Annotated in this window: 14 protein-coding genes; 5 read left to right on the top strand and 9 right to left on the bottom strand. The window is 73.4% G+C overall.

Translation table 11 applies throughout. The annotated features are described in order from the left end of the window. Positions 1-166: 166 nt before the first annotated feature. Both BMW67_RS04420 and BMW67_RS04415 read left to right on the top strand, forming a co-directional pair. Positions 167-1,243, top strand: a complete 1,077-nt coding sequence (locus BMW67_RS04420) for a hypothetical protein (protein ID WP_072745765.1) — start codon at positions 167-169, stop codon at positions 1,241-1,243. Positions 1,244-1,318: 75 nt separating this feature from the next. After that, a complete protein-coding gene (locus BMW67_RS04415) occupies positions 1,319-1,813 on the top strand; it encodes an invasion associated locus B family protein (protein WP_083581060.1) in 495 nt (164 codons plus the stop codon). Positions 1,814-2,017: 204 nt separating this feature from the next. Here the strand turns inward: BMW67_RS04415 and hflX are convergent, their stop codons facing one another. The 9 genes from hflX to dusB form a co-directional block, all read right to left on the bottom strand. After that, positions 2,018-3,322 carry a GTPase HflX gene (hflX, locus tag BMW67_RS04410; RefSeq protein ID WP_072745767.1) on the bottom strand — a complete coding sequence of 435 codons (1,305 nt, stop codon included), beginning with the start codon at positions 3,320-3,322 and terminating at the stop codon, positions 2,018-2,020. 9 nt (positions 3,323-3,331) lie between these two features. After that, on the bottom strand, positions 3,332-3,571 hold the full coding sequence (hfq, locus tag BMW67_RS04405; protein ID WP_072745768.1) for an RNA chaperone Hfq: 240 nt from the start codon (positions 3,569-3,571) through the stop codon (positions 3,332-3,334). A gap of 138 nt (positions 3,572-3,709) precedes the next feature. Next, on the bottom strand, positions 3,710-5,248 hold the full coding sequence (locus BMW67_RS04400; RefSeq protein ID WP_072745769.1) for a potassium transporter TrkG: 1,539 nt from the start codon (positions 5,246-5,248) through the stop codon (positions 3,710-3,712). A 3-nt stretch (positions 5,249-5,251) separates the two neighbouring features. Then, entirely contained in the window at positions 5,252-6,628 is a 1,377-nt protein-coding gene (gene trkA, locus BMW67_RS04395) for a Trk system potassium transporter TrkA (protein WP_072745770.1), read from the bottom strand. 76 nt (positions 6,629-6,704) lie between these two features. Next, positions 6,705-8,162, bottom strand: coding sequence for a nitrogen assimilation response regulator NtrX (gene ntrX, locus BMW67_RS04390; RefSeq protein ID WP_072745771.1), 1,458 nt, complete (start codon positions 8,160-8,162; stop codon positions 6,705-6,707). Beyond that, positions 8,155-10,593 carry a sensor histidine kinase NtrY-like gene (locus tag BMW67_RS04385; RefSeq protein ID WP_083581061.1) on the bottom strand — a complete coding sequence of 813 codons (2,439 nt, stop codon included), beginning with the start codon at positions 10,591-10,593 and terminating at the stop codon, positions 8,155-8,157. Before BMW67_RS04385 ends, ntrX begins: the two co-directional genes overlap by 8 nt. A gap of 25 nt (positions 10,594-10,618) precedes the next feature. Next, positions 10,619-12,106 carry a nitrogen regulation protein NR(I) gene (gene ntrC / locus BMW67_RS04380; RefSeq protein ID WP_072745772.1) on the bottom strand — a complete coding sequence of 496 codons (1,488 nt, stop codon included), beginning with the start codon at positions 12,104-12,106 and terminating at the stop codon, positions 10,619-10,621. After that, the gene (locus BMW67_RS04375; protein WP_072745773.1) at positions 12,103-13,215 is read right to left on the bottom strand and encodes a two-component system sensor histidine kinase NtrB; all 1,113 of its coding nucleotides are present in this window, start codon (positions 13,213-13,215) and stop codon (positions 12,103-12,105) included. The genes ntrC and BMW67_RS04375 overlap by 4 nt, the downstream gene beginning before the upstream one ends. Continuing rightward, positions 13,212-14,216 carry a tRNA dihydrouridine synthase DusB gene (gene dusB, locus BMW67_RS04370; RefSeq protein ID WP_072745774.1) on the bottom strand — a complete coding sequence of 335 codons (1,005 nt, stop codon included), beginning with the start codon at positions 14,214-14,216 and terminating at the stop codon, positions 13,212-13,214. Before dusB ends, BMW67_RS04375 begins: the two co-directional genes overlap by 4 nt. A gap of 107 nt (positions 14,217-14,323) precedes the next feature. Between dusB and BMW67_RS04365 the strand changes: the two genes are divergently transcribed. Genes BMW67_RS04365 through BMW67_RS04355 form a run of 3 tightly spaced genes read left to right on the top strand, consistent with a single transcriptional unit; the run spans position 14,324 to position 16,514 of the window. Continuing rightward, positions 14,324-15,523 (top strand): bifunctional 2-C-methyl-D-erythritol 4-phosphate cytidylyltransferase/2-C-methyl-D-erythritol 2,4-cyclodiphosphate synthase, encoded by a 1,200-nt coding sequence (locus tag BMW67_RS04365; RefSeq protein ID WP_072745775.1) that lies wholly within the window; start codon positions 14,324-14,326, stop codon positions 15,521-15,523. Beyond that, entirely contained in the window at positions 15,520-16,026 is a 507-nt protein-coding gene (locus BMW67_RS04360; protein WP_072745776.1) for a phosphatidylglycerophosphatase A family protein, read from the top strand. Before BMW67_RS04365 ends, BMW67_RS04360 begins: the two co-directional genes overlap by 4 nt. Further along, positions 16,023-16,514 (top strand): CinA family protein, encoded by a 492-nt coding sequence (locus tag BMW67_RS04355; protein ID WP_072745777.1) that lies wholly within the window; start codon positions 16,023-16,025, stop codon positions 16,512-16,514. Before BMW67_RS04360 ends, BMW67_RS04355 begins: the two co-directional genes overlap by 4 nt. Positions 16,515-16,650 lie beyond the last annotated feature (136 nt).

The following is a 16,650-nucleotide window of genomic DNA, read 5'->3' as shown; positions in this document are numbered from 1 at the left end:
GCCGATGCCGACGCCGCAGGTTCTCGGCCATGACGTCGATCAAGGCCTGCGTGCTGCATGGTCCGGCTGCCGGTCTCGGACCCGAAGGCCTCATTCCAATTGACATGAACCCCCGCCTTCAGCATGTTTAGATTTGGTTAACATTGATGAGCGAGGGGTATGCGCAATGTCGCACCTGCCAAGGCATTCAAGATCATTCGCGCTGGGCGCGATCGCAAGCGTCATGTTCGCCGGCGCCGCTTCGGCATCCGCGATCATCACCAATGGCTCGGTCACGCTGGGCGTGGACGACTTCGGCCAGCTGAACATCCCCGGGCCGCCGTCGCGGCATGACGGGACGGCCTCCGTCGGCCTGCGCCATGCGGCGACGGGGCTGGAGGCGACCTCGCATGGCTGCCTGTGCGAGGGCTGGGGCGTGGGCATCGCCGATGGCGGCGGGATCCGGATCGCCTCGGGACGCGCGAACAACAACTACGGGGTGTCCAACCTCTCCGCGGTGAGCTTCATGTCCACGGCCTCGACGGCGACGTCGGTCGTCGAGCTGAGGGATGACTCCGACACCACCTCGCTCCTGCGCATCACCCACGCCTTCGGGCCGGCGGCCGAGACGTCGGACCTCTACCGGGTGAACGTGACCATCGAGAACATCTCGGGGGCGGCGATCGCCGACCTGCGCTACACCCGCACCTTCGACTGGGACATCGAGCCCGACACCTTCTCCGAGGTCGTCACCCATGCCGGCGTCGCCACCACGCCGTCGGTGCTGGTGGCGGTGGACAACGGCTTCGTCAATTCCGATCCGTTCGCCGGCGGCCGCACCGAGCAGGTGGCGGGCGGCACGGGCGACTTCGTCGATCTCGGTCCGTCCGATCACGGCTCGAACTTCGACTTCGGCTTCGGCATGCTGGCGGCGGGCGACAGCTTCGCCTTCGACATCTTCTACGGCGCGACCCGCACCGAGACGGCGGCGCTGGCGGCGCTGGGCGAGGTCGGGGCCGAGCTCTACTCGCTCGGGCAGCCGGGTTGCGATCCGACGGGCACCGGAACCGGAACCGGCTGCGCCTACGGCGACGACCTGGCTACAGCGACGTTCATCTTCGGCTTCGCCGGCGTGGGCGGCTCGATCATCATCCCCGACCCGACGCCGGGCGGCGTGGTGCCGCTGCCGGCCGCGGCGTGGCTGCTGTTGACCGGCATCGGCGCTCTGGGCGCCGGCGGGGCGATGCGCCGCCGCAAGGCGTGATCGCATGACGACAGGCCCCGCCGCGCCCAATGCGGCGCGGCGGGGTTCTTCTTGACCTCGGACCGAGGGGAAGGCATGGCCGGGATGCGCGGCGCGGGCAGGACAGAACTTCGGGCGACGCTGGTCGCGCTGGCGCTGGCGTGGGCCGCCGCCCCGCCGGCCGCGGCGCAGGCGCGGGCTCAGAACTGGCTGAAAAGCTGCGAGAACGGCCGCTGCACGGTTGCGGCGCGGCTGGTGGCCGACGGCGCGGACCGCATTTTCGCCACCATCGTCATCGGCTTCGACGAGCGAGGGGGCGCGCCGACGCTGACGCTGGTCGCCCCGCTGGGCATCGCCGTGCCGCCCGGGGTTCGGCTGGTGGTGGACGGGGAACGCGCCATCGACGCGCCGGTGACGGTGTGCCTGCCCGATGGCTGCCGGGCGGCGCGGGCGCTGAGCGAGGACGAGCTGGCGGCGCTGGCGCGAGCCCAGACGCTGGAAGTGCGCTATTTCGAGGCCGCCGGCGGACGGCAGCTGGCGGCGCCGGTCTCGACCGCGGGGCTCTCCGCCCTGCTGGCCGACGCGCGCTGAGCGCGGGCGCCCGATCAGCCCGGCGCGCCGCCCTGCCCTGCGGCGGCTTCGCCCCAGCTTCCCGACCTGCGGAACGGCGTTCGGGCTGCCCCCCTCCACCGCCGTGAACAGGAATCGGCGCCAGCGAAAGATCCGGCCTCGCCGCCGGACCGCTCGCACCTCCGCGGCGCGGGTCCGCGGCCGTCTCGGGGCGGCGAAGTCGGCCTAGCCGCTCTCGGGCGTCGCCAGGGTCGCGAAGCGTTTCTCGAATCGCGCCAGCACCTCGGGATCGGCGGCCACGGTCATGCGCGCCTCGTCCTCGGCGTGGTCCTCGGCGATCACGCGCGCATGTTCGTGCAGCCAGGCGCGCGCCGCGCCCTCGGCGGCGGGAATGCGGTAGACTCGCGTCTGCTCGGCCGCGCCGAGCCGCGCGGCGATCATCTCGCGCAGGCGCTCGATCCCCTCGCCCGTGACCGCCGAGACCGCGGCCGCGCCGGGCAGACGCGCGGCCTCGTTGAGCGCCGCGGCCCGCGCCTCGGGCGCCAGAAGGTCGATCTTGTTGCGCACCTCGATCATGGCGTCGCGGCGCGCCTCGTCCACGCCCAGCTCTTCGAGCACGTCCAGCACGTCGGCCTTCTGCGCCTCGGCGTCCGGGTGGCTGACGTCGCGCACATGCACGATCAGATCGGCTTCGAGCACCTCTTCGAGCGTGGCGCGGAACGCGGCCACCAGCTGCGTGGGCAGGTCCGATATGAATCCCACCGTGTCCGAGATGATCGCCTTGCGCCCGCCCGGCAGCGTGACGCCGCGCATCGTCGGGTCGAGGGTGGCGAACAGCATGTCGCGCGCAAGCACGCCCGATTCCGTCAACCTGTTGAAGAGCGTTGATTTTCCCGCGTTGGTGTAGCCCACCAGCGCCACGACGGGGAACGGAACCTTGCGCCGCGAGGCGCGATGCAGATGGCGCGTGCGCACCACGCGCTCGAGCTTGCGGTTGATGCGCGCGATCTTCTCGGCGATGGCGCGCCGGTCGGCCTCGATCTGCGTCTCGCCCGGGCCGCCGACGAAGCCCAGCCCGCCGCGCTGACGCTCGAGATGGGTCCAGGAGCGCACGAGGCGCGACTTGGCGTAGTTCAGATGCGCCAGCTCGACCTGCAGCACGCCCTCGCGCGTGCGGGCGCGCTCGCCGAAGATCTCGAGGATCAGGCCCGTGCGGTCCAGAAGCTTGACGTTCCAGGCCTTTTCAAGGTTGCGCTGCTGGATCGGCGTGACCGGCCCGTCCACCACCACCAGATCGGCGCGCGCCTCGGCCAGGCGCCCGGCCAGCTCGGCGACCTTGCCCGAGCCGAACAGCGTGCCCGCCTGGGGCGCGGCCAGGGGCACGACCTCGGCGCCGGCCAGCTCCAGATCCAGCGCCGCGGTCAGCCCGACGGCCTCTTCGAGCGAGCGCGCGGGATCGCGGCGCGCGCGTCCCTCGTCGGCCCGGGCGCGGGCGCGGATGTCGGGGTGCAGGACGTAGACGCGCGTCATGCGCGCCGCTCAGCTCTGGTCGTCGCCGTCATGCAGATTGATCGGCTGCGACGGCATCACCGTCGAGATCGCGTGCTTGTAGACCAGCTGCCCCTGCCCGTCGCGGCGCAGCAGCACGCAGAAATTGTCGAACCAGGTGATGATTCCCTGCAGCTTGACCCCGTTCACCAGAAAGATCGTCACGGGAACCTTGTTCTTGCGAATGTGATTGAGAAAAGCGTCCTGAAGGCTTTGCTTGTCGGCGGCCATGGTTGATGCAACCCCTTAGCTGGTGCGTTGTTGTTGGCGCTGATGCGCGCGCCGCGGGGCGCGTCCGCGGCGTCATGTTCCGAGAGAAACAGCCTGTCGCCCCGTCTTGCAACCGCGAAATGCGCAAGACGGGCGCTTTCAGCCGCCGCGGCCGCCCAGCGCGCCGGGATTGAGCAGCGCGACGAAGGCCAGGATCTCGATCCGGCCCAGGATCATCGCGCCGCACAGCGCTAGGCGCGCCTCGGGGGCCAGCGCCTTGTAGGCGGCCGGATCGCCCGTGACCATGACCAGCGCCGGCCCGGTGTTGGAAAGCGCGGCGATCGTCGCCTCGAGCGACAGCGCGAAGGGCGCCTCGGTCAGCGTCAGCAGCGCCGTGCCCGTGGCCATCGCCGCCAGGAACAGCGCCATGTAGACCCAGGCGTTCATCACGTCGGCGCGCGTCAGGCGCCCGGCGGGGGTGCGGGCGGTCTCGATCATGTGCGGATGGACCATGCGCGCAAGCTCGGCCGATCCGTGCCGGAACAGCGCGTAGGCGCGGAACAGCTTCAGCCCGCCCGCCGTCGAGGCCACGCCCCCGCCCATGGCCGCAAGGCCCAGCAGCATCAGCGTCGGCGTATCCAGCCCCGACCAGTAGCGCGCCGCCGCCCAATCGGCCGAGACGTAGCCCGTCGTGGTCAGGAAGCTGATGCAGGTCATCGCCGCGCCCCACAGCGCCACGAAGCCGCCCGCGATGGTGTCGCGCAGCTCGGGCGCGGCTTCGGTCAGCGTCAGCGCCCCGATCCAGTGCCGCACGAACAGCCATCCCGCGCAGATCGCCGCCGTCAGCGCCAGAAGCCGCATTTCGGGGTCGGCGGTCCAGGCGCGCCAACCCTCGCGCGCGATCTGGCGGCGATAGATCAGCCTGCTGGCCGCCAGGATCATGCCCGCCAGCGCCGCCGCCTCGGCCCAGCGGTTGTCGAGCGCCGCGAACCCGCCGTCGAGCGGCGAGATCCCGCTGGTCGAGACCACCCCCATCGCATGCGCCGCCGCCGCCAGCCCGTCGCCCGCGCCCGAGGCCAGGAAGGCCAGCGCCAGCGCCGCCGTCAGCGCCCCGTAGATCGGCGCGATGCGCCTCAGCGCGCGCAAGGTCCGCCCGCCCGAATCGACCAGCGCCACCACCCTGCCCGCGCGCGCCGATTCCGGCATGACCTGCGAGGCGCCCGGCGCCTGCGTCAGCCCCCGCGGCAGCAGCACCGCCGCCGCCGCCGTCAGCGTCGCCAGCCCGCCCGCCCAGCCCAGCATGGCGCGCCACAGCTGCACCGCGCGATGGCTTTCCTGCGGGCGGTCGAACAGCGTCGCGCCCGTGGTGGTCATGGCCGAGACCGCCTCGAAATACGCCCCCTCGGCGCCCAGCGCCGGATGCAGCAGCCAGATGGGAATGGCGGCGAAGACCGGCAGCCAGGCGAAGAAGCCCAGAATGGCCATGAGCTCGGTCTGCGCGCCGGCGCGCTCGGGGCGCGGATCATGCGCCGCCGCGCCCCAGATGGCCGCGAAGAAGCCGACGAAGATGGCCGAATACAGAAAGAAGCGCGCCGCGCGCCAGTCCTGCTCGACCGCGGCGAACAGCGCCGGAACCAGCATCAGCCCGCCCAGCGCCGCCAGGGCCATCGCCAGCAGCGGAACCCCGCGCACGCGCATGGTTCAGAAATACTCGGCCGAGACGCGGAACAGCTGCTCGACCTCGCGCAGCCGCTCGCTGAGGGCGAAGACCAGCACCCGGTCGCCTTCCTCGATCACCAGGTCGCCGCGCGGCATCCGCAGCCCGTCGCGCCCCATCACCGCGCACACGATCGCCCCCGAGGGGATGCCAGCCGCGCGCAGCGGCTTGCCCGCGATGGGCGAGGTGCTCAGCACCACCGCCTCGATGGCCTCGGCCTCCTGATCGCCGACCGAATACACCTGCCGCACCCTGCCCCGGCGCACATGGCGCAGGATCGAAGAGACCGTCGTCGCGCGCGGCACGATCATGGCGTCGATGCCCAGCGGCTCGGCCAGCTCGGAATAGCTGGCGTCGTTCGACAGCGCGATGGCCGTGGCGCAGCCCGCCCGCTTGCCGCGCGCGGCGGCCAGAAGGTTGGTCTTGTCGTCGTCCGTCAGCGCCAGAACCGCCGCGCCCTCGCCCACCCCGGCCTCGGCCTGAAGCTCGGGGTCCAGACCGTCGCCCATCAGCACGATCGTGCGCTCGAGCGTCTCGGCCGCGCGCTCGGCCCGGGCGCGGTCGCGCTCGATCATCTTCACGCGCAGATGGCTCGGGTCGTTCTCGATCATGCGCGCCACCGAAAGCCCCACGCTGCCGGCGCCGATCACCGTCACGCGCCCCGCGCGCGGCGCCTCGCGGCCGAACAGGCCGATGGCGCGGCGCACATCCTCGGCCGCGGCGACGAAATAGATCTCGTCGCCCGCGTAAAGCTGGTCCTCGGGCTCGGCCACATGCAGCCGTCCGTCGCGCCGATAGGCCGCCACGATGGCGCGCAGCGTCGAGAACAGCTCGGTCAGCTGGCGCAGCGGCGTGTTGAGCAGCGGGCAGTTCTCGTCCAGCCGCAAGCCCACCAGGCGCGCGTGGCCGTCGAGGAAATCGGCGCTGTCGAAGGCTTCGGGCTCGAGCAGGCGGCGCATGGCCACGCGCGCCACCTCGAGCTCGGGCGAGATCACCACGTCGATGGGCATGTGGTCGCGCCGGAACAGGTCCGACCATTCGGGCGCCAGATAGGACTGGGCGCGGATGCGCGCGATCTTCTGCGAGACCGAGAACACCGAATGCGCGATCTGGCACGCGACCATGTTCACCTCGTCCGAGAAGGTGGCCGCGATCAGCATCTCGGCGTCTGCCGCGCCCGCGCGCTCGAGCACGTCGGGATGCGAGGCGAAGCCCGTCACGCCGCTCACGTCATAGGCCTCGGTCACACGCCGCACCAGGCCCGGGTCCTGATCGACGATGGTGACGTCGTTGCGCTCGCCCGCCAGATGCCGCGCGATCTGCGAGCCCACCTGGCCCGCGCCGCAGATGATGATCTTCATGCCGTCTCGCTCACGAATGCGGCTCCCTTTGCGGTCTGCGGAGCCCAGCGCGCGCGACTATGCGCCCGCCCGCGCCTCAGGTCAAACCCGCGCCCGCTTCGCCCGCCTCGCCCTCGTCGCCATCCTCGCGCGCGCGCGACGGCGCGTCGTTCTGGGCCATGGCCACGCGCGCGCCCGCGCGCACGGTGGTCACCACGCCCAGCGACTTGAGCTTGCGGTGCAGCGCCGAGCGCTCCATGCCCACGAACTCGGCCGTGCGCGAGATGTTGCCGCCGAAGCGGTTGATCTGCGCGATCAGGTAGTCGCGCTCGAACAGGTCGCGCGCCTCGCGCAGCGGCAGCGAGATGATGAGCGCCGACAGCCCCGCCCCCGAATCCGCCGAGGGCGCGCCCAGGGGCAGCTCTTCGGGCGCGATCTCGGCCGCGCCGGCGCCCAGGATCAGCACCTGCTCCATCATGTTGCGCAGCTGGCGCACATTGCCCGGCCAGTCCTGCGTCTGAAGCAGCGCCGCCGCCTCGGGGCTCAGCGTGCGGCGCGGCAGCCCCTCGGCGCGGCTCAGCCGCTCGAGAAAGTGATCGGCCAGAAGCGGGATGTCCTCGCGCCGGGCGGCCAGGGGCGGCACCTCGATCGGCACCACCGAAAGGCGGTGATAGAGGTCCTCGCGGAAGGCGCCCTGCGCGATCAGCGCCTCGAGGTCGCGGTTGGTGGCCGAGATCACCCGCACGTCCACCCGCACCGTCTCGGACCCGCCGCGGCGCTGGAAGGTCTGGTCGACCAGCGCGCGCAGGATCTTGGATTGCGCGCCCATGGGCATGTCGGCCACCTCGTCGATGAAGAGCGTGCCGCCATGGGCCTTCTCGAACAGGCCCGGCTCGTGGCCGCCATCCTCGCGCATGCGGCCGAACAGGGTTTCCTCCATCCGGTCGGGGTCGATGGTGGCGGCGTTGACCACCACGAACGGGCCGTCGGCGCGCGCCGAGCGGGCGTGGATGTAGCGCGCGGCCACCTCCTTGCCCGCGCCCGGCGGCCCCGACAGCAGCACCCGGCTGCCGGTGCGCGCCACCTTGTCGAGCTTGGCGCGCAGCGCGCTCATGGCCGCCGAGGCGCCGATCAGCTCGGCCGCCTGCTGGTCCTGGCGGCGCAGGCGCGCATTCTCGCGCCGCAGCCGCGAGGCCTCGAGCGCGCGGCCCACCACCACCATCAGCTGGTCGATGGTGAAGGGCTTCTCGATGAAGTCGTAGGCGCCCTTCTTGACCGCCGCCACGGCGATCTCGATGTTGCCGTGGCCCGAGATGATGACCACCGGAATGTCGGGCATGTTGCGCTTGACGGTCGTGAGCACCTCGATCCCGTCCATGCGGCTGCCCTGAAGCCAGATGTCGAGGATGATCAGGTCCGGCGGCGACGCCTCGATCGCGGCCATGGCCTGGTCCGCGTCGGCGGCCATGCGCGCCTCGTGCCCCTCGTCCTCGAGGATGTCGGCGATCAGGGCGCGGATGTCGGCCTCGTCGTCCACGACAAGAATGTCAGCCATTTTCGGTTTCCTCTTGCGTTGCGCCCGGCGGCGGGCCCGCCTGCGCCGCGGGCAGCACGATCAGCGCCATGGCCCCCGGCCCGTCGGGGGAATCGGTCAGCGCGAAGGTTCCGCCGTGCTCCTCGACGATCTTCTTGACGATGGCGAGGCCAAGGCCCGCGCCCTTTTCGCGCGTCGTCACATAGGGCTCCATCAGCCGCGCGCGGTTTTCCGCCGGCAGGCCGGCGCCGTTGTCGATGATGCGGATTTCCACCCGGTCGGGGGCGTAGAGGATGCGCGCGCGCACAACGCCCGGCGGCTCGGGCGCGCGGGCCAGCCGGGCCTCGACCGCCTCGGCCGCGTTCTTGAGCAGATTGGCCAGCGCCTGCCCCATCAGCCCACGGTCGCAGGGCACCGGGCGCGGGGCGCCCTCGGTCTCGACCTCGAAGGCGACGCCGGCGGCCGCCTCGCCGCGCAACAGCGCCGCTTCGTCGAGGATCTGGCGCAGATCGTTCGGCGCCGGCTCGGGCGCGGGCATGCGCGCAAAGCGGTTGAACTCGTCGACCATGCGGCGGATGTCGCCGGCCTGGCGCACGATCATGTCGGCATACTGGTCGAAGCGCGCGCGCGCCTCGCCCGACAGCCCGGCGCCGAACTTGCGCTTGAGCCGCTCGGCCGAGAGCTGGATGGGGGTGAGGGGGTTCTTGATCTCGTGCGCGATGCGCCGCGCGACGTCGCCCCAGGCGGCCATGCGCTGGGCCGAGACCAGCTCGGTCAGGTCGTCGAAGGTCAGCACCAGGCCGCCCTGCCCCGCGCCCTCCTGCCCGGCGGCGTCGGCGGCGTCGCCGGTCGGCTCGCCCCCGGCGCCCTCGGCCGCGCCCGTGCGCGCGACGCGGGCCAGGAAATCGCGCTCGCGCCCGCCGACATGGCCATGCACCCGCGCCTCGGCCTCGCCCGCGCGGCGGGCGCGGGCGGTTTCGACCAGCTCGGCGAAAAGCGGCGCAACCTCGGCCAGCGGGCGGCCCGCCGCCTGCGCCGCGTCCACGCCCAGAAGGCGCGCGGCGGCGTCGTTCATCAGCTCGATCCGACCCTCGGCGTCAAGGCGCACCACCCCCGCCGTCACCCCCGCCAGCACCGCCTCGATGAAGCGGCGGCGGCGCTCGGCCTCGCGGTTGGCGGCCATGAGCGCGTCGCGCTGGGCGGCGACCTGCTCGATCATGCGGTTGAACACGCGCGAGAGCACGGCGACCTCGTCGTCGCCCTTATCGACGGGCACGCGCACGCCCAGATCGCCCGCGCCCACCCGCTGCGCCGCGCCCGCCAGGCGCCCGATCGGGCGCGCCAGCTTCTCGGCGAACCACAGGCCCAGCCAGACCGCCGCCAGGATGACCAGGAGCGCAAAGCCGAGGTAAAGCGCGGCGAATTCCAGCAGCACCCCGTCGCGGCTGGCCTCGAGCGTTTCGTAAAGGCGCACGGTCTCGCGCGTCTCGTCCAGCAGCGACAGGATGTTGCCGTTCACCGGCCGGGCGACGAGCAGGTAGTAGTCGAACAGGTCGCGCAGCCAGACCAGCGCGCCGATCTCGCCCGCCTCCTTGTCCTCGAGGATCACCACCTCGCCGGCGCGCGCGCGCGCCATCTGCTCGGGCGTGGGCGGGCGGAACCAGAACAGATACGAGAACTCGCCGCGCGCGCGCAGGTCCATCGCGCTGTCGAAGACATAGGCCTGCGGCACCTCGCGCAGCCGCGCCTGGGCGCGCAGCACCTCGCCCAGCTGCGCGTCGCCCGCGCCCAGCGCGCCCGCGCGCCCCAGCTCGGCCGCGATGGCCACCGCGTCGCCGCGGATGCGCCCGCGATGCTCGCGCTCATAGGCCTGCGCCGTCGCCAGCGAGTTGCGCACCACCGAGCGGATCTGGTCCGAGAACCAGCCCTCGAGCCCGTAGCTGACCGTGAGCGTGGCGAACACCGCCACCAGCACCGTCGGCGCCAGCGCGACCAGCGTGAACACCGCCGTCAGGCGCAGATGCAGCCGCGAGCCGGCCGAGCGCGCGCGCCGCGCCGAGATCAGCGTGGCGATGCGCCACACCACCAGCGCCGCCACCACGATCACATAGACCAGGTCCAGCAGGTAGACCCCGCGCACCAGCTCGGGCGAGGCCAGCTCCTGCCCCTCGCGCGTGGCGGTGGCCACGGTCAGCACCGCCAAGAGCGGCCCCAGCGCGACCAGCGCCGCCGCCGCCCAGCCGCGCAGGCCGCGCAGCCTGGCGCCGAGGGGCCGCGCCGCGCCCGCGCGCGCGAACGGGTTCGGCTTCGGCGCCCGCGCCTCGGCCGCGCCCGCCGGCGCCGGCGGGGCGGCGGGCCCGTCGGCCTGCGCGATGTTGTGACCGCTGCGCTCGATGCGTTCGACCTCCGCCTGGGGCGCGCCGGCCGGCGGCGCCCGATGCGTCCACGCCATGAATTCGGCGCCGACTGTTGCGTCGTTACATCAGTTTCTTGCCGCGCGCGACCTCGATGTCAAGCTCGCGGATCTTCTTGCGCAGCGTGTTGCGGTTGATTCCCAGCACCTGCGCGGCCTTGATCTGGTTGCCGCGCGTCGCCGCAAGGGTCAGCGCGATCAGCGGCAGCTCGACCTCGCGCATGACCATGTCGTAAAGCCCCTGCGGCGGCAGCGCGTCGCCATGGCGGCGGAAATAGGCGCGCAGATGCTGCTCGACGGCCGCGCCCAGCGACGCCCCCGCCCCGGCCAGGGCGCCCCCCGCGCCGCCCGTCGCGCCGCCCGTCGCGCCGCCCGCCGCCGCCGGCGGGCGCGCGGCCAGCTCGCGGCGCACGGTCTCGGCGTCGATGACGTCGTCGGCGCTGAGCGCGGCGAGGCGCTTCATCAGGTTCTCGAGCTCGCGCACATTGCCCGGCCAGGGCTGGCGCTTGAGCAGATCCAGCGCCTCGGCCGAGATGCTCTTGCGCGGCAGCCCCTCCTCCTCGGCCCGGCGCAGGAAGGCGCGAGCCAGATCGGGCACGTCGTCGAGGCGCTCGCGCAGCGGCGGCAGGCGCACGGGCACGACGTTGAGCCGGTAGAACAGGTCCTCGCGGAAGGCGCCCTGGGCGATGAGCGCCCGCAGGTCCTGATGCGTGGCGGCGATGATGCGCGCATCGGCGCGGATCGGCGCGCGCCCGCCGACGCGCATGAACTCGCCCTCCTGCAGCACGCGCAGAAGGCGGGTCTGGGCCTCGGGGGGCATGTCGCCGATCTCGTCGAGGAACAGCGTGCCGCCCGCCGCCTGCTCGAAGCGGCCCTCGCGGCGCTCATGCGCGCCGGTGAAGGCGCCGCGCTCGTGGCCGAACAGCTCGCTCTCGATCAGCTCGCGGGGGATGGCGGCCATGTTCACCGCCACGAAGGGCCCGCGCCGGCGGCGGCCGAAATCGTGCAGCACGCGCGCGACCAGCTCCTTGCCCACGCCCGATTCGCCCTCGATCATCACCGTCAGGTCGGTGTTCATCAGCCGCGCAAGCACGCGATACACCTCCTGCATCGCGGGCGAGCGGCCGATGATGGGCAGGCGCTCGTCCTCGGCGGCGGGGGCGGCGGCCTCGGGGCGGGCGGGGCGCGCCGCGCCCTCGAGCGCGCGCCGCACCAGCGCGATCATCTCGCGCAGATCGAAGGGCTTGGGCAGGTAGTCATACGCCCCCGCCTCGGCGGCGCGGATGGCGGTCATGATGGTGTTGTGCGCGCTCATCACGATCACGGGCAGATCGTCGCGGCGCTTGCGGATCGCGGGCAGCATGTCCAGCGCGTCGCCGTCGGGCATCGAGACGTCCGAGATGACGACGTCGCCCTCGCCCTCTTCGATCCAGCGCCAGAGCGTGCCCGCCGAGGCCGTCGCGCGCACCCGGAACCCGGCCCGCGTCAGCGCCTGGCCGACCACCGTGCGGATCGAGCGGTCGTCGTCGGCGACGAGCACCACCGCGCTCATGCGTCGTCCTCCTGCGGGGCCTCGTCCCGCCCCGAGTCGCGCCAGATGGGCAGCAGCACGCGAAAGACCGTGCGGCCGGGCTCGGATTCGCACTCGACCGCGCCGCCAAGGTCGGCCACGATCTTGGCCACCAGCGCCAGCCCCAGCCCCGCCCCCGCGCTCTTGGTGGTGACGAAGGGCTCGAAGATGTCGGCGCGGATGCTTTCGGGCACGCCGGGGCCGTTGTCGATCACCGCCACCTCGAGGGGCAGGCTCTCGCGCCGGCCCGAGGGCAGCGACAGGCGCAGGCCGGGCCGGTAGCTGGTGCGCACCGCCACGGCGCCGCCGACCCTGGGCGCGGCCTCGGCCGCGTTCTTGAGCAGGTTCAGGAAGACCTGCATCAGCTGGTCGGGATCGGCCGCCGCCGGGGGCAGCGAGGGGTCGTATTCGGCGCTCAAGCGCAGATGCGACGCGAAGCCCGCTTGCGCCGACAGGCGCGCGCGGTCGAGCACGTCGTGGATGTTGACGGGCCGGCGCTCGACCGGGCGGCTGTCGCCGAAGCGATCCACGCGGCCGATCAGCTTGACGATGCGCTCGGCCTCGTCGCGGATCAGGCGCGTGAGCTCGCGCTCTTCGTCGCCAAGGTTCATTTCCAGCAGCTGCGCCGCGCCCGAGATGCCCGCGAGGGGGTTCTTGATCTCGTGCGCCAGCATCGCCGCCATGCCCGAGATCGTGCGCGCCGCCGAGCGGTGCGACATGCTGCGGTCCATCTTGCGCGCAAGCGACTGCGGCTGGATCAGAAGCAGCGCGTCGCCCGCGCCCTCGGCCACCGGGGCGGCGTGAATGTCGGCGCGGCAGGGCGGGCGCTCGGGCATGAGCAGCTCCATGTCGTATTCCGCCACCGTGGCCGCGCCGCGCCTGAGCTGCGCCAGCAGATCCAGCACGCGGCTGGCGGGGCCGAACAGGTCGGCCAGCGCGCGCCCGCGCAGCGAACGCGCGCTCAGCCCCAGAAAGGCCTCGGCGGCGCCGTTGACCTCGAGCACCCTGTCCTGCGCATCCAGCGCAAGGGCCGGCGCGGGCAGCGCGTTCCACAGCGCCGCGTGATCGGGTCGGCGGGAAGGGGCGTTCATGCCGCGGCTCCTTCGACGGTCGGAGCGGCGGCGCACAGCGCCGGCAGCTCGGTTTCGATGGCGCGGCGGATGGCCGCGGGATCGGTCATGCGCATCAGCCGCGCGCGCAGCGCCTCGGCGCCGGGGACGTGCTCGAGATGCCACGAGATGTGCTTGCGCGCGCAGCGCACGCCCAGCTCGCGCCCGTAGAAGGACAGCATCTCTTCATGCTGGCGCGCCAGAAGCTCGGCGCGCGCGGCGCCGTCGGGCTCGGGCGGAACCGGGCGCCCGGCCAGCGCCGCGGCGATCTGCGCCGGCAGCCAGGGGCGGCCGCGCGCCGCGCGTCCGATCATCACCCCGTCCGCGCCCGAGGCCGCGAGCGCCGCGCGCGCCGTCGCGGCGTCGCGGATGTCGCCGTTGACGATCAGCGGGATCGAGATGACGCGCCGCACCTCGGCCACGGCGGCCCAGTCGGCGCGCCCCTCGTAGAACTGCTGGCGCGTGCGCCCATGCACCGTGACCATCGCGGCGCCGGCCTCCTGCGCGCCGCGGGCGATGCGCGGCGCGGTGATCGCGCTTTGGTCCCAGCCCAGGCGCATCTTCACCGTCACGGGAACCGAGACCGCGCGCGCCGTCGCCTCGATCAGCCGCAGCGCGTGGTCCGGGTCGCGCATCAGCGCCGAGCCCGACAGCCCCTTCGTCACTTTCTTGGCCGGGCAGCCCAGATTGATGTCGATGATCGGCGCGCCCAGGTCCTCGAGCATGCGGGCGCATTCGGCCATCGCCCCGGCCTCGCGCCCGGCGATCTGCACGGCCGCCGGGCCGATCGCGCCGTCCAGCTCGGCGCGCGCCAACGCCGCGGCGCGGCCGGTCAGCGCCTCGCCGCTGGCGACCATCTCGGACACGGTCAGCCCGACGCCGAAGCGCGCCGCCGCGCGGCGGAACGGCAGGTCGGTGATGCCGGCCATCGGGGCCAGCAGGACCGGATCGCTCAATTCATGGGCGCCTATGCGCAGGCTCATGTGCTTGTTCCTTGTGCAGACGCTTCTGATTACCCTTGCCGCTTGTGCGCGGCAAGGGCTCGGGCTAACTGCCGGGGTCCGCGCAACTGCAGCCCAGAGGATCCGCCATGACCGTTCACGCCGTCATCCTGGCCGCCGGGCGCGGCACGCGCGCCGGGCCCGGCGCTCCGAAGCAATACCGCGACCTGGGCGGCGCCACGGTGCTGCGCCGCGCCGTCGAGGCGCTGCGCGCCGCGCCGGGGGTGAACGGCGTGCGCGTCGTCATCCACCCCGAGGACCGCGCCGCCTACGAGGCGGCCGTCGCGGGGCTTGACCTGCCGCCGCCCATCCTGGGCGGGGCGACGCGCGCGGCCTCGGCGCTGGCCGCGCTCGAGACCCTGGCCGCCGAGGGCGCCGCGCCCGACGACCTGGTGCTGCTGCACGACGCGGCCCGCCCCTTCCCGTCGCCGCGGCTGATCGCGCAGGTCATCGCGGCGCTGGCGCGTCATCCGGCCGCCTGCCCCGCCCTGCCCATGACCGACACCGTGCGCCGCGCGGCCGAGGGCGGGCTGGCCGGCGCGACGCTGGACCGCGCGGGCCTTGTGCGCGCGCAGACGCCGCAGGGCTTTCGCCTGGGGCCGATCCTGCGCGCGCACCGCGCCGCGCGCGACGCCGGCCGGCATGACGCGGCGACCGACGACGTCGCCCTGGCGCAGGCGGCGGGCCTTGACGTGGCGCTCACGCCCGGCGACGAAGACAACGCCAAGATCACCACCGCGCAGGATCTGCGCCGCGCCCGCGCCCTGGCCGCCGCGCGCCGCGCCGCACAAGGAGGACGCATGGACATCCGCATCGGCTCGGGCTTCGACGTGCACGCCTTCGGCCCCGGCGACCATGTCACGCTGTGCGGCGTGCGCATACCGCACGAGCGCGGGCTGACGGGCCATTCCGACGCCGATGTGGGCCTGCACGCCATCGCCGACGCCATCTTCGGCGCGCTGGCCGAGGGGGACATCGGCCGCTGGTTCCCGCCGTCGGACCCGCAATGGCGCGGCGCGCGCTCCGAGATCTTCCTGGCCAAGGCGGCCGAGCGGGTGCGCGCGCGCGGCGGGCGCATCGGCAACGTCGACTGCACCCTGATCTGCGAGCGCCCGCGCATCGGCCCGCACGCCGAGGCGATGCGCGCCGAGATCGCCCGCATCCTGGACATCCCGGCCGAGCGCGTCTCGGTCAAGGCGACCACGACCGAAAGGCTGGGCTTCGCCGGCCGCGAGGAAGGCATCGCCGCCCAGGCCAGCGCGCTGATCGTGCTGGAGGGCGAAGCATGAGCGCCCCGGCGCCGAGCGGCGGGCTGGCGACGCTGTGGGGGCTGGGCGCGCGCGTGCCGGCGCCCGGCAGCTGGGGAGCGGCGGCCGCCTTGCCGCTGGGCTGGCTGGCGCATTGGGCGGGGGGCTTCGGCCTGTTCGCCGCGACGCTGGCGGCGGTGACGGCGCTGGGCTGGCGCGCGACGGCGCGGCATCTGGCGCGCACCGGCCGCAAGGACCCGTCCGAGGTCATCGTCGACGAGGTCGCCGGCCAGCTGGTCGCGCTGGCGCCGCTGTCGCTGGGGCTGTGGCTGGCGGGCGCGGCGCCGCATGTCTTTCCCTGGCCCGGCTGGGTCGGCGCCTTCGTGACCTTCCGCTTCTTCGACATCCTCAAGCCCCCGCCCGTCAGCTGGGCCGAGCGCCTGCCCGGCGCGGCGGGCGTGATGGCCGACGATCTGGTCGCGGGGGTTCTGGCCGCGCTTTGCGTGACGCTGGCCGCGGCGCTGGCGCATGGGTGGCTGGCATGAGCGCGCCCGATCTCGCCGCCCTGGCCGCGCGGGCGCTCGCGGCCGCGCAGGCGGCGGAGCTGAGCGTGGCCGCGGCCGAGAGCTGCACCGGCGGCATGGTCTGCGCCGCGCTGACCGAGATCCCCGGCGCCTCGCGCACGCTCGACCGCGGCTTCGTCACCTACTCCAACGCCGCCAAGACCGAGATGCTGGGCGTTCCCGCGGCGCTGATCGCCGCCCATGGCGCGGTCTCCGAGCAGGTCGCCGCGGCGATGGCCGAAGGGGCGCTGACGCATTCGCGCGCCGATCTGGCGGTCGCGATCACGGGCATCGCCGGGCCGGGCGGGTCCGAGTTCAAGCCCGAGGGCCGGGTCTGCTTCGCCCTGGCGCGGCGTGGGGCCCCCACGCGCACCCTGACCGAAGAGTTCGGCCCGCTCGGGCGCGCGCGCGTTCGCGCCGCGGCCGCGGCGCGCGCGCTCGAGCTGCTGGAGGCCGGCGCGCGGAGCTAGTTCGCGCATACATCAGGCGCCCGGATATTGGGCGCCACGGCGGGCGCATGCCCAAATCATGGGCAATCGCGCGTCAAGCCGCCCGCGGCACGCGCGTTGTTCGTTGCATTTCCCCCTGGGCGCCCTTCAGAACGGC

Source organism: Oceanicella actignis (genome assembly GCF_900111545.1).
GTDB lineage: Bacteria > Pseudomonadota > Alphaproteobacteria > Rhodobacterales > Rhodobacteraceae > Oceanicella > Oceanicella actignis.
This window is presented reverse-complemented; position numbering and strand designations above follow the sequence as displayed.